Annotated in this window: 12 protein-coding genes; 6 read left to right on the plus strand and 6 right to left on the minus strand. The window is 35.2% G+C overall.

Going from position 1 to position 13954, the window contains the following annotated elements; all coding sequences use genetic code 11:
- Positions 1–165: 165 nt before the first annotated feature.
- A complete protein-coding gene (locus LC457_RS10850; protein WP_223599852.1) occupies positions 166–1053 on the minus strand; it encodes a mechanosensitive ion channel family protein in 888 nt (295 codons plus the stop codon).
- 95 nt (positions 1054–1148) lie between these two features.
- Between LC457_RS10850 and LC457_RS10855 the strand changes: the two genes are divergently transcribed.
- Positions 1149–1784 carry a peroxiredoxin gene (locus LC457_RS10855; protein WP_223599853.1) on the plus strand — a complete coding sequence of 212 codons (636 nt, stop codon included), beginning with the start codon at positions 1149–1151 and terminating at the stop codon, positions 1782–1784.
- Between the two features lie 96 nt (positions 1785–1880).
- Here the strand turns inward: LC457_RS10855 and LC457_RS10860 are convergent, their stop codons facing one another.
- The 3 genes from LC457_RS10860 to LC457_RS10870 form a co-directional block, all read right to left on the minus strand.
- A complete protein-coding gene (locus LC457_RS10860; RefSeq protein ID WP_223599854.1) occupies positions 1881–2471 on the minus strand; it encodes a porin family protein in 591 nt (196 codons plus the stop codon).
- Between the two features lie 255 nt (positions 2472–2726).
- Positions 2727–3242 carry a hypothetical protein gene (locus tag LC457_RS10865; RefSeq protein WP_223599855.1) on the minus strand — a complete coding sequence of 172 codons (516 nt, stop codon included), beginning with the start codon at positions 3240–3242 and terminating at the stop codon, positions 2727–2729.
- Between the two features lie 95 nt (positions 3243–3337).
- The gene (locus tag LC457_RS10870; RefSeq protein ID WP_223599856.1) at positions 3338–5623 is read right to left on the minus strand and encodes a TonB-dependent siderophore receptor; all 2286 of its coding nucleotides are present in this window, start codon (positions 5621–5623) and stop codon (positions 3338–3340) included.
- 182 nt (positions 5624–5805) lie between these two features.
- Between LC457_RS10870 and LC457_RS10875 the strand changes: the two genes are divergently transcribed.
- Entirely contained in the window at positions 5806–6861 is a 1056-nt protein-coding gene (locus LC457_RS10875) for a Gfo/Idh/MocA family oxidoreductase (protein WP_223599857.1), read from the plus strand.
- A gap of 179 nt (positions 6862–7040) precedes the next feature.
- Here the strand turns inward: LC457_RS10875 and LC457_RS10880 are convergent, their stop codons facing one another.
- A complete protein-coding gene (locus tag LC457_RS10880; RefSeq protein ID WP_223599858.1) occupies positions 7041–8936 on the minus strand; it encodes an ABC-F family ATP-binding cassette domain-containing protein in 1896 nt (631 codons plus the stop codon).
- A 214-nt stretch (positions 8937–9150) separates the two neighbouring features.
- Between LC457_RS10880 and LC457_RS10885 the strand changes: the two genes are divergently transcribed.
- Both LC457_RS10885 and LC457_RS10890 read left to right on the plus strand, forming a co-directional pair.
- Positions 9151–9663, plus strand: coding sequence for a 5'(3')-deoxyribonucleotidase (locus tag LC457_RS10885; protein WP_223599859.1), 513 nt, complete (start codon positions 9151–9153; stop codon positions 9661–9663).
- 143 nt (positions 9664–9806) lie between these two features.
- Positions 9807–10664 (plus strand): carboxypeptidase-like regulatory domain-containing protein, encoded by an 858-nt coding sequence (locus tag LC457_RS10890; protein WP_223599860.1) that lies wholly within the window; start codon positions 9807–9809, stop codon positions 10662–10664.
- Positions 10665–10722: 58 nt separating this feature from the next.
- Here LC457_RS10890 and LC457_RS10895 read toward each other — a convergent pair whose 3' ends face one another.
- On the minus strand, positions 10723–11586 hold the full coding sequence (locus tag LC457_RS10895; protein WP_223599861.1) for a glycoside hydrolase family 25 protein: 864 nt from the start codon (positions 11584–11586) through the stop codon (positions 10723–10725).
- A gap of 66 nt (positions 11587–11652) precedes the next feature.
- Here LC457_RS10895 and LC457_RS10900 point away from each other — a divergent pair, with 66 nt between their 5' ends.
- Positions 11653–12915, plus strand: a complete 1263-nt coding sequence (locus LC457_RS10900) for an NAD(P)/FAD-dependent oxidoreductase (RefSeq protein ID WP_223599862.1) — start codon at positions 11653–11655, stop codon at positions 12913–12915.
- A complete protein-coding gene (gene trmD / locus LC457_RS10905) occupies positions 12912–13583 on the plus strand; it encodes a tRNA (guanosine(37)-N1)-methyltransferase TrmD (RefSeq protein ID WP_223599863.1) in 672 nt (223 codons plus the stop codon). Before LC457_RS10900 ends, trmD begins: the two co-directional genes overlap by 4 nt.
- Positions 13584–13954 lie beyond the last annotated feature (371 nt).

Here is a 13954-nt window from a genome sequence, read left to right on the forward strand (position 1 = left end):
TAGGAAATTATGTAATAACTATTTTAATCTAAAACGGATATAGCAGAAAACCTAATTAAACCGATATATCAATATAAAAGCCTTTATGATACTCAACCTTTATTAATAGTATAAAATAAAGACCACCTCATTTTTGAAGTGGTCTTTATCTTCATATGTTATTTTTTACTTATCCTGATAATTTTCCGGCAAATTAGTCTCTCCACTCGTAATACTGATACTCGTTGGCGTTACCAACTGCACTTTATCCACATCAAAACGCTCTTTAATCCCTAAATAAGCCTTACTTCTTACCTGAGCCAGATTAGAACCTACTTTTATCCAGAACTTCACCTGAAGATTAAATGCACCTTGTTTCAGATCTGTAAAGATCACCTCAATGGTGTCTAACTTATCCACATTGTCAAGATTTTTAATCACATCCAGAATCCCTTTCTGCGCTATACTGATATCTTCATCAGCAGGAATTTCAAAATTTAAAATAATCCTGCGTTGTGGGGAAGCTGTAATATTATAAAACGGAGCATTGAAGACGACCTGATTAGGAATATAAGCCTTCTTCCCGTCATCAGTAAGAATTTTGGTTGTTAAAAAACCGATCTCCTGTACCGTCCCTGAATGTGCTCCAATCGTAATATAATCTCCTACTTTGTATGCTTTGTCAATTCCAATCAGCATTCCGGAGAAAATACTGGATACAAGATCTTTCAGGGCAACCCCTGCAATAACCCCTGCAACCCCCAAACTTCCGATAAACTTCCAGAGAAAACCGCTGAATCCCATTATTTCCAGTGCAATAAAAGTTCCCATCAGCATGATCAGGAATCTGAATATACTGATTAAAGTCACTAGTGAACTTTCTTTTTTGCTCTTCGGGAAAAATTTATGGAACAGTTTTACGGCTGCCTGACTTAAATATTTACTGGTAATCAGGAAAAATGTAAATACTAAAATTCCGACAATAAGTTTTGGGGTAAGCTCTGCAAATGTCACATACCAGTTTTCCAATACTTTATAAACAAGATCTACATACCTGAGTCCGGTCTTCTCCATGAATAAAAATTTTAATTAAAGATATAAATTTTCATCAAAAAATTTGCCAGTTCCAAAAAGTCTACTAAATTTGTAGACTATAAAGAAAAAGCATTATGTCAATTAAACTAGGAGATACAGCACCCAACTTTCAGACAGAGTCATCTGTAGGTGATATTAATTTCTATAATTATCTGGGAGATTCCTGGGGGATTCTGTTTTCGCATCCTGCAGATTATACGCCGGTATGCACTACAGAGTTGGGATACACCGCAAAATTGCAATCTGAATTTGATGCCAGAGGAACGAAAGTGATTGCTTTAAGTGTAGATGGAGTAGAGGATCACCAAAACTGGGTAAAAGATATTAATGAAACCCAGAATACCAATGTACAGTTTCCTATTATTGCTGATAAAGACAGAAAAGTTTCTGAGCTGTATGATTTTATTCATCCTAATGCTTCGGTGACGGCTACTGTACGTTCTCTTTTGATTATTGATCCTTCCAAAAAAGTTAGACTGATTATTACCTATCCGGCCTCTACAGGAAGAAATTTTGATGAAATCCTTAGAGTGCTGGATTCTTTACAGCTTGTGGATAATTATCGCGTGGCTACTCCTGTTAACTGGGAAAATGGAGAAGATGTGATTGTTCCGCCAACGATTTCTACAGAAGAAGCACGAAAGATTTTTCCAAAAGGAGTGACAGAAATAAAACCTTATTTACGATACACGCCACAACCCAATACATGATTTATTTGATTTTTTATAGTTTAGTTTTAATTTGTACGAAAAGCGCCCCGAAATAAATTTTCGGGGCGCTTTCATTTTTTATAAGTATTTCAGTGATTACTTAACGTCGTTGATGATTTGTTTACCTTTAGAAGTTGGTAAATAAATACTGAATCCAACATTGAAAGTTAAAGTAGAAGTTAATCCCTCACTACCAAATCCTGCAACACCATTATATTTTACTAGGCCTTCAACACCAATGTTTGGTGTAATGAAGTATGAATAACCAGGACCTGCTCCAAAATCTAAACCTGTTGTAGAGTTAGATCCTTCAGTAGAAGTACCTCCAATACCTACATTACCTTCAAAGAACCATCTTCCGTGGTGTAATAGATTATCGACTCCTTTTTCTCCTGGAGAAACGTAATATCTGCCTAAAGCCCCAACTTTATAAACAAAATTGGTAGGCGATCCATTTGTTACTTTATTAAATCCTAAATCTATATATCCCCCAACAGCTACATTGTCTTGAATAAAGTAAGCCGCTTTTGGCTGTAATGAAATATTATATCCACCACCCGTATTTAAACCAAAATTACTGGCTACGATGCTACTTCCTACCATCCAATTACCTTTTTGAATCTGAGCGTTTGCGGTTGCTGTTAAACCTGCTACGGCTAATATCCCTGTTAAAATAAGTTTTTTCATAATTTATTATTTTAATAATTAAATGTTTATTATTCACGAGTTATAGAAAAAACAATAAATGTGCCATACTCTTAATTTTAGGTAATTTTTCTAAATAAACGTTAATATTCTCAGGGAGATATAATTCATTTTTTTAACATATTAACTGAGGATTTCATAATGATAAAGAAAATAAAAAGCGGGTTTTAAAAAGGAAATGATAAAAATGAGTAATAATCCCAAGTGCTTTTCTCTCTTTGTTCAGTGTGCTGAGTATTAAACAAATAAAAGAATGATAGATATGATCAGCCCTGCAATCGTAAACTTGATTCCGCGTTTGAAAGCCTTTGTTTTAGGATTAAACATCCAGAAACTTGAAATCACAAAAAAGAAAAGAGAAACTCCGAAGAATACACTTAGAGGCGATATAGCATCCTTAGACTGTGATTTGTGAAGAGAAACCATTTTGTCTAATACGAAAGGCAGCTCTTTCTTTGTATACTTTGCTTTTCCGGTTGCACTGTCATAAGTTCCCTGTTTAAAATAAAGAACACTTCCTTCTGTTTTTTCCACTTCAAGACCTTTCATCTTCAGCTCTTTTTTCAGTTCTTTCTCTGAAAGATTGGCTGCGATATTTTTTTCATACTTCTTTTCGCTTTTCAGAAAATCAGTGTCTCTGTACACGAGAAGGATTCCACTTAAAGAATATACTGCCATAATTCCGGCAAGGAAATATCCCAGATAACGGTGTGTAATTCTCATGAAACTTCTTGTGTCTTTAATCTTATCCATATCTTATTGTTTTGTTTTTGTTTTAAAATTTCAAAAGTGGAAACTGCAAAAATGCAATTTCCACTTTTAATGAAAGAATTATTATATAAAGAATTCTAAAGTCTGTATGTCAGTGTGAAATAGTAATTTCTCGGCGTGATAGGATTCACTGAATAATTTTCATGAACATTGTAATTTACGACATCAAACAGGTTCCCCACTTTCCCCTGGATAGAGAATTTATTCCATTCATAGCCTACAGATACAGAAACGGTTGTATAGTCTTTCAGATCAAACATTCTGCTCACATTATTTCTGCTTGTGTTTGTAGATTTTGAATCATTCCATCCGGCGATTCTGTCTCCGATGTAATAAACTCCAGCTCCAATTTTTAAACCTTTTACGTAGTTTGTAAATTTATAGAAAACAGAAGCATTCGCTGTTGTAGCTGGTGTTCTTACCAGTCTTTGGTTTTCAACGTATCCTTTTTCAGGAGTGTCGGTATAAACAGAATTGTTATAAGAAAAACCTCCGATTATAGATAAGTTTTCTGTAGGATTTCCTGTAATGTCTAATTCAACACCACGGCTTCTCATATTTCCTGCAAATTCTTTAAGATTGGTATCTGTTGAATTTACCGGAGCTCCGTTTTGAGCAGAAGCGAACCAATATGTTTGATAATAATTATTGTACATAATCTGGTAAGCTGTTAAGTTAACCGCTAAAGCATTGTTCCAGAAATTCTTTTTAATACCGATTTCGTATTGATCTACTGTTGACGGCTTTATACTTTGTCTTGATAAAGTATTTAACTGATTTTGAACATCTGAAACAGGCTGATTGGTGTTTACTGTACCAAATTGATCTGAAGTATATCCAGCATTTGAAGCAAACGAATTAGTATATGTTGCAAACACCGAAAGATTTTCATTTGGAGCATACACCAAACCTACTTTTGGAGAGAATGCATTGTCAGATGTCGAAGAATTGGCAACTTCAATTTTATCATTTAATGTAAAACGAGTTGTCAGCGTAGGCATATTTTCTATATAAGACCATCTTAACCCTGCAATTACTTTTAGTTGTTTGGTTAAGCTGATAAAATCCTGTGCATAGATCCCGATTCTTCTTGTATTGATTCTGTTTCTTGTATTAAGAGTAGAATTTGGCATATCAATACTTCCCCATGTTGATGGATCATCTAAATACAGAAGATTTTTTGGAGCTGCAATATTATATGCATACGCATCTGCCTGGCTGTAATCAGCATCTGAACCAATTAAAACTTTGTGGTTGATTCTTCCTGTATTGAATTCACCATTAATGTTTACCTGTGCAGAAGTATAATTTTGTTCGTTGTAAGTTCTGCCAAAAGGTCTTTTCCATGATAATCTGTTAGGATCTACAGTAGCATCTTTAGTGTCATATATCCATTGTACTCTTTCAGAAGAAAAATAATCTTTAGTGTAGTTTTGGTAAGAAGCTGTAGCGTTCAAAGACCATCTTTCGTTAAATTGATGATTAAAAGTTACGTTCGTAGAAGCTTGCTGTACATTTTGATATTGCCAGTCAGTACCGAAGAATGTGTTTCTGGAAACAGCATCATTCAATCTGTAGCTTTGGTCTTTTTCAGTAATAGATCCGATTCCGAAATCCGGAGTAAAATTATTTTTAAGATAATCTGCCTCAACAATTAACTGAGATTTATCGCTTAAATTAAATAAAAATGAAGGATTGAAGTAGTATTTCTCTGATTCTACAACATCTCTGAAACTTTCAGCATGCTCATAGGCACCATTTATTCTGAATGCAACATGTTTGGATAGAGGCCCATAAATATCAACTGTTGGCTTATAGGAATTCCAGCTTCCTCCGTTTAATCCTACGCTTCCCCCAAAATTGAATTTAGGTTTTTTGGTAATCATATTGATAACACCACCAGCTGCTGTATTACCAAAAAGCATAGCATTCGCTCCCTTTAAAACTTCTACTCTTTCCAGACCACTTACTTCAGGGAAAACACCACTGTTTATTCTTGAACCATTCTTGAAGATGTTATCATTTCCTAAAATGAAACCACGTCCACCAAAACTATCCTGAGAATTTCCTCTGGATGAAGTGATATACAGACCGTTTACATTCTGAAGAACATCGCTAAGCTGTTTTGCCTGCTGCTGCTCAATGATTTCGTGAGTAACAATAGCAATAGGCTGTGGATTTTCCATTACCGTCAGGTTTGATTTTGTCGATAATGGTCTAGCCTGGTTCGGATTTCCTGTTTTGTGAAGATTAATATCCTCAATGGTCTGAGTTCTGATGGTGTCTACTTCAGCATTTTTCATCTGTGAACTTGCTGAAACAGCGATCAATAGAAGACCCAAAGAAAGTAGTTGTCTTTTCATTTTATTTTTATGTAGAACAGTTTTAAATAAGGCGCAAATGTAAGTATTTGTTTAGAATAGATAAAAATAATTTTATGATTTAAATCATATTTTTCAGCGTTAGTGAGATGGATTATTTCTATACCTCCTTTAGATTAAGGAATAGAGCGTTTTTTATGAATATATTTGTTAAAAATTATAATATGCAATTGGTAAAAGCAGGGCTTTGTGCCTTTGGAATGAGCGGAAAAGTGTTCCATGCTCCCTTTTTAAAGGAACATCCGGGATTTTTTATATCTGCTGTAGTGGAAAGAAGTAAAGAAGAGTCTAAGGAAAAATATCCTGAAGCAACCATTTATCGTTCTGTAGAAGAAATGCTTCAGCATGCGGATGTAGAATTGGTCATCATCAACACTCCTGTTCAGACGCATTATGAATATGCAAAAAAAGCATTAGAGGCGGGAAAAAATATTATCGTAGAAAAACCTTTTACGGTAAATGTTGCTGAAGCGGAAGAGCTGGTACAGTTGGCTGAAGAAAAAGGATTGTTTTTAAGTGTATATCAAAACAGAAGATTCGACCGTGACTTCTTGCAGGTTCAGAAGATTTTAAATGATAAAAAAATAGGAAATATTAAAGAGGCGGAAATCCGCTTTGACAGATTCCGTACAACACCCAGCGGAAAACAGCATAAAGAAAGTCCGGATCAGGTAGGTGCAGGAACACTTCATGATCTGGGAGCACATCTTGTAGATCAGGCTGTACAGTATTTTGGATATCCTGAAAAACTTTTTGCAGATGTATTTTCTATGAAAGGAAGTGAGTTTGCTAACGATTACTTTGAAATTCTCTTATTCTATAAAGATAACTTGAGAGTAAGGCTGAAATCGTCTGTTTTCAGTAAAGAAGGTCATTACGCTTATACTATTCATGGAGACAGAGGAACTTTTTTACAGGAACGAACAGATAATCAGGAAAATGAATTGGTAGCAGGTGCTATTCCTGAATATGGTAAAGAATGGACCCAGCGATTGAAAGAATCGGATGGAATTTTAAACTTCCTGAATGATCATTCCGAGACTGAAAGAATTCTAACCTCCAGTGAAGCCGGAAATTACATGGATTATTACCAGCAGATCTATGAGCACATTGTCTTTGGATATGCATTACCATCTCCGGGAAGAGAAGTTATTCAGAATATGAAAATTATTGATGCTTCTCTGGAAAGTGCAAAAGAAGAAAGAGTAATTCAATTATAAAAAGGGGTATTCAATTATAAATGATGAGTTATGAATTATGAATGAGTCAGAGTGTTTGAGCGTTTTAGGGTTTGAGTGTAAATGAGTTGGAAACTTCTAATCACGACTGCTATCAACCTTGAACTTTAAACTTTGAACCTTAAATCCATTCATAATTCATAATTTTTAACTCATAATTATTAAAGGATTTCCTGAAGTTCCAGCCATCTCATCTCATGGTTCTCCAGCTTTTCTGAAACTGTTTCAAGTTCGGAAGAGAGTTTGGCGATCTTTTCATAATCCGCTTCATTGTTGAGCTGATCCAGAATTTTGGAACGCTGGTCTTCAAGTTCCGGCATTTCCTTTTCTATCGTTTCCAGCTCTTTTTGTTCTTTAAAAGTTAATTTCCTTTTTTTAGAAGCAGCCACTGGAGCGGTTTCTGTTACAGCAGCAATTTCTTTAGCGGGCTCAGGTTTTGCAGTGGTATTTTTTTCTAAAGCTTCTTCACGGCTTCTTGCCTCTCTGTATTCTGAGAAATTTCCTACAAAATTTCTGATTTTTCCGTCTCCTTCAAAAGCCAGGACATGATCTACAATTCTGTCCATGAAATATCTGTCGTGGGAAACAATAATCAAAGATCCCTGAAATTGCTGAAGGAAATTTTCAAGAACCGTTAGCGTAGGAAGATCAAGGTCATTCGTAGGTTCATCAAAAATCAGGAAATTAGGATTCTGATACAAAATATACATCAGGTGAAGTCTTCTCTTTTCCCCACCTGAAAGTTTGGAGATAGGAGAGTACTGAGTCTGATCGTCAAATAAGAACAATCTTAAGAATTGCGATGCTGACAGGCTTCTTCCATTGGCCAATGGATAAAATTCTGCAATCTCCTTGATGAAATCAATCACACGCTCATCCTCTTTATATGTAAGCCCTTTCTGAGCGAAATAACCGAAAGATATCGTTTCTCCGGTTTCAATTTCTCCCTTGTCAGCTTTTTCCAAACCTTGGATAATATTAAGCAGGGTAGATTTTCCAGCACCGTTTTTTCCGATAATTCCAACCTTTTCACCACGTTGAAACTGGTAGCTGAAATCTTTTAGAAGAACTTTTGCTCCAAAACTTTTATCAATATGTTTAAGTTCGAGAATTTTATTCCCCAAACGCTTCATTTCAAAATCCAGTTCCAAGCCATCTTTTCTGGTATCGGTTTTGGCAACCTTTTCAGTTTCGTAAAAAGCATCAATTCTGCTCTTTGATTTTGTAGTTCTGGCTTTCGGTTGTCTGCGCATCCACTCCAGTTCCTTTCTGTAAAGGTTATTGGCTTTATCAATAGTCGCATTAAGATTCTCCTCACGAATCATTTTGTTTTCAAGATAAGTAGCATATGAACCATTATGCACGTACAGATTTCTATCTTCCATTTCCCAGATAATATCACAAACACTGTCAAGGAAATATCGGTCGTGGGTAACGAGTAATAATGTGATTTTTGCTTTATTCAAATAATTTTCAAGCCATTCTACCATATCCACATCAAGGTGGTTGGTAGGTTCATCCATGATAAGAAGCGTATGTCTGTGTTCGGCTCTTGTTTCCGTCAAAAGTTTAGCCAGCGCTACACGTTTGATCTGACCTCCGGAAAGCGTTCCCATTTTGGCATCCAGATCAGTAATCTTAAGCTGGGAAAGAATCTGCTTCATTTCATTTTCAAGATCCCACGCTTTGTGAGCTTCCATATCGGCCAATGCCTTCTCAATAAAATCATTATCTGTAGAATGAAGTGATAGATGATAATTTTTAAGAGCAAGAATAGGTTCTGAATCCAGCGCCATCATAAATTCCTCAATGCTGAGTTTAGGATCATAATCAATTTCCTGGTCAAATAATACCACCTGGATATCTTTGTTGATGATCGCAGTTCCACTGTCTGCAATTTCTTTACCCATTAATATTTTCAGAAGGGTAGATTTTCCACTTCCGTTTTTGGCAACAATAGCAATTTTATCCCCTTCATTGATATGAAAAGTAATGTTTTCAAATAAAACTTTGATGCCGTAAGATTTGGTAAGATTTTCTGCAGAAACGTAATTCATTGGAAATTAATGGTTTGATTTTAATTTTGAATTGAACCGCAAAAATACGAAAATGTAACCTAAAATTTTCCGGAACCTCTTTTATAAAAATGAATATTTATAATTTTTTAATAGACTGTGCCCATTATCTGGAAAAACTATTCAGTAAATTTGATAAGACACAATGAATACATTTTTTTAATAATATAAATAATACAAAAATCTGATTGAAGTAATGAAAAAAGTAATTGTCGACATGGATGGGGTAATGGCGGATGTATATCATCAGCTGGTACAATTTGAAAAAAGAGATACGGGGAGAGAAATTGAAATCAGTGATTTAGCAGGTAAACCTGAAATAGAATCATTTCCGAACGGAAAAAAACACGTTAATGAAGTAGGGTTTTTCAGAACGCTGCCTGTAATGAAAGGAAGCCGTGAAGCAATGGAATATCTGAATAATAAATATGATCTGTATATTGTCTCTGCAGGCATGGAATTTCCCAACAGCTTAAGAGAAAAATACGATTGGCTGGCAGAACATTTCCCATTCATTACCTGGGAGCAGATTGTTCTTTGCGGAAGCAAAAAAGTAGTTTCAGGAGATGTAATGATTGATGATTATCCAAAAAATTTAGACCATTTTTCAGGACAAAGATTGATCTTTACCCAGCCTCATAATGAGCTGATAGAAAACGAGACTTACGAAAGAGTTCATTCCTGGGAAGAAGTTATGAATATCCTTTAATAGCACGAAATGTAAATATTTTTAGAGTTCTTTTGAAAACAATGGGGTTTTTAAAAGAACTTTAACTATAAGGAGGATAAATTTAATAAAGAATTGTGACAGCTGATGGTTTAAAATAAATAAGTTTGCGTCAAACTTTTAACATGAAAATATATCATACTTTATTCTTCCTTTTGGCGGCTTCAGCCTTCCATGCACAGGTTATTTCCGGAACTATTATTTCTAAAAACGAAAATCAGCCGATTCCTTACGTGAAAATCGGGATTGAAAAGAAATCAACCGGGGCGATTTCAGATGAAAAAGGACAATTTTCAATTGATCTTTCCAATGCTGAACCACAGCAGAAAATAAAAATAGAAGTCCCGGGATACGATCTTTATCAGGAAACAATAGAGAGTTTTAAAAAGAATGACCAGCAAAAAGTATTTTTAACAGAGAAAATTAAAAATATTAAAGAGATTGCAATAAAACCTAAAAAACTTGTTGATAAAAACTGGGGAGTCAATACAAAAACAAAAAGTGTTATTTATTCTGTTAATCCGGAATTTGACAAAAAAAGTTTTCTTGGAGAAACTGCTTTAGAATTCAATGCTAAGAAAAGATCCAAAATTAAAAATATCAATCTGAATATAGCCAGCTATGTTTCTACTCAGCCGGTTTTGATGAGATATAGCATTTACAGTGAAAAAAATGGCTTCCCGGATAAAAATATTCTTGAAGAAGAGATTACCGTGGAACTTACTGAAAATATGATTAAAGACGGAACCTATACGCTGGATGTCAATGATCGTAATATTTGGGTTCAGGGAAAATTTTTTATCGGAATCCAGTTTTTAAAAGATTTTGATGGCAGAATTAAAATAAGTGCCGCTTTATTCAGAACCGGATTTATAAGAGAATTTTATGGAGACTGGCAGAAAATGACTATTGCTGCACCAGCGATTAATATTGATGTGAAAATGGATAAAAACGGAAGCGATAATCAGAGTGAAAATGATTAATACTGATGTCTCTGAGTAACTGAAGAATCAATCACTTGTTCATATAATTCTATCTTCACTAATCCAGTGTCAGTCTTTTTAACGACCATGAATTGCCATTGTAGATATCAAGATCTACTTTGGTGTTGATGCCATGAACAATTCCGTTTTCCGTAAACTGCCAGAAATCCCACTGGTCATCGGGAGATGGAGAAGGAACGTCATTGTAATTGGCCAGCCATAGCGGATAATCTTCAAATTCTCCTTTCAGGAAATCCTTATAATAATGATAATAGGTATAAATGATAGGCTTTTCACCATAAGCATCCTCTACAATTTTGCACCAGACTTTAAGATCTTCAATCAGTTTTTTGTTCGTTTTACGCTTTGGAATTTTTTCAATATCAAGAATAGGAGGAAGATCGCCACTTTCAAGTTTTACATTTGCTAAAAAATTATTGGCCTGAATGACAGGATCTTCATCAGCTCTGTAAAAGTGATAGGCACCACGGATAAGATCATGTTTTTTAGCTATTTCCCAGAATTCCTCAAAATGCTTGTCGGCACTTCGGTTTCCCATTGTAGCACGCATAACGACAAACTCCAGCGGAATCGTTTTATTTCCAATACTGAGACTGTCCCATTTGATATCTTCCCTGTTCTGATAATGAGAAACATCAAAACCATAAGTTTTATCAAGGTTGTTCGCTAAAATTCTCTGAATTCTTGCGGCTTCTCTTTCGCTGTTGTGGAGTTTCTTGTGGGTAAATTTGTTAAAGTACAGTGCGTAATAATAGCTGACGGATTGCTTCAAATAAAAGCCGGTTCCAATAAGAGCTACAATTAAAATAGCCAATATCATCCATCTTCGGAAAAAATACTTCTTCCGTCTTGTTTTATGGAGCTGTTTGGCAGTTTTTTTGGTGTACTTTTTTGGTGTCATAAAGTTTTGCAAAACTAACTTTTTTCACTGCTAAATGCTAAAATAAAATCAGTAAATTTGTGTATTATGGAAACACGCGAAAAAATCATCATTATAGGAGGAGGATTTGCGGGGCTGCAGCTTGCAAAAACATTGAATAACAAGAACAAAAAGGTCATTGTTCTGGATCGGATGAATCATCATATGTTTCAGCCGCTTTTTTATCAGGTAGCCTCGGGAAGGATTGAACCTTCCAATATCTCTTTCCCTTTCAGAAAGATTTTTCAGCAGTCCAGAAACACACAGTTCCGTATGACAGAGGTGAAAGAAATAGACCCTGCCAGCAATAAAGTAATTACTGATGAGGCAGAATTTACTTATGATAAACTCATCATTGCAACGGGGTGTAAAACTAATTTTTTCGGGAACAAAGATCTGGAAGGAAAAGCTTTCGGAATGAAAAATACTCAGGAAGCCATCAGCATCAGAAATCATGTGTTGACGACCTTTGAAAAACTGATTATTGAAAAAAGCCGAAGCGATGACGGAAACTGGAATATCGTTATCGTAGGAAGCGGACCTACCGGAGTAGAACTGGCAGGTGCTTTTGCCGAAATGAAAAAAGACATCCTTCCAAGAGATTATCCTTACATGAACTTTGACCATCTGAAGATTATCCTGGTAAGTTCAACTGAGAAACCACTCGCTGTAATGAGCAGTGAAGCCCAGGAGAAGTCTGAAAAATATCTCAAAGACCTGGGGGTGACTTTTATGAGTGGAGAAGTGGTGACAGATTATGACGGAGATAAAGTACATCTTAGAAGCGGGAAAGAAATACCGTCCAATAATGTAATCTGGGCAGCAGGAGTTACCGGAAATGTGGTAGGAGGCTTCCCTGAAGAAAAATTAGTAAGAAACAGATATATTGTAGATCGATATAATACAATAAAAGGATACGATAATATTTATGCCATCGGGGATATTGCCTATATGGAAACTCCAAAATATCCACAGGGACACCCGCAGGTAGCAAACGTAGCCATTAATCAGGCAAAAAATTTAGGTAAAAATTTATTAAAGAAAAGTCAGAACGAGTGGGCAGAATATGAATATGATGATAAAGGTTCATTGGCGACCATAGGGAAGCATAGAGCCGTTGTTGATCTGCCATTTATAAAATTTCAGGGATTTCTGGCGTGGTATTTCTGGATGTTTCTCCATTTAATGCTAATTTTGAGCGTTCGAAATAAGCTGGCCATATTCTTCAACTGGATGTGGAGCTATATCAACAAAGATTCTTCTTTAAGATTAATTATTATACCTACTAAGAAAAACGGAACATTACAATGAGAATTGACATAATAAGCGTACTTCCGGAATTGATGGAAAGTCCGTTCAAAACTTCTATTTTGAAACGAGCAATGGATAAAGGGCTGGCAGAAGTACATTTTCACCAACTGAGAGACTGGGCTGTCAATAAGCACAGACAGATTGATGATGAACCTTACGGAGGCGGAGCAGGAATGGTGATGATGATTGAGCCGCTGGATAAGTGTATCTCAGAGCTTAAATCTCAAAGAAATTATGATGAGGTAATCTATCTGACACCGGATGGCGTTACTTTAAGTCAGAAAATTGCCAATTCACTTTCCATAAAAGAAAATCTGATCTTTCTTTGTGGCCACTATAAAGGAATAGACCAAAGGGTAAGAGATCTTCATATTACAAAAGAAATCTCCATCGGAGATTATGTTCTTACCGGAGGAGAACTGGCAGCCTGCGTGCTTGCGGACTCTGTCATCAGACTGCTTCCTGGAGTTTTAAATGATGAGCAGAGTGCCTTAACGGATAGTTTTCAGGATGATCTTCTTTCACCACCAATTTATACCAGACCTGAAAGTTATAAAGGATTGGATGTGCCTAAAATTTTACTAAGTGGGAATTCCGGGAAAATTGAAGAATGGCGTCATGAGGAAGCGGTAAGGATTACCAAAGAAAAACGCCCTGATTTGCTATAGTCAAATATTGTCGAAACTTGTCGAAACTTGTCAATTCTTATCCACGTTGAATTCCATTTGTTTTGAAGATAAATGGAATAATATTTGTTGTAAATTCAATAAGTGCGAAAAATATTAATATTTCTAATTTTAAATTAAAAATTTATTTCTATTATTCTGATTTTTACGTATTGTCTCAATTTTGATTAATGTGTTAAAACTCCCGAATGATTGAAAAATTAATTTAAAATAGCTGATTTCATTGATATTTTTTATTATATTTGAATCGTTTTTTATTGGAAATTGATTCGTCTTTCTTGAGTTGAATCAAAGGAATTTGAAAAAAAATAATAAATTTACATCTTAGGAAAAAAGAACATAATAAATTAAAA

The sequence above is a fragment of the Chryseobacterium sp. GVT01B genome, assembly GCF_019970045.1.
Classification (GTDB): domain Bacteria; phylum Bacteroidota; class Bacteroidia; order Flavobacteriales; family Weeksellaceae; genus Chryseobacterium.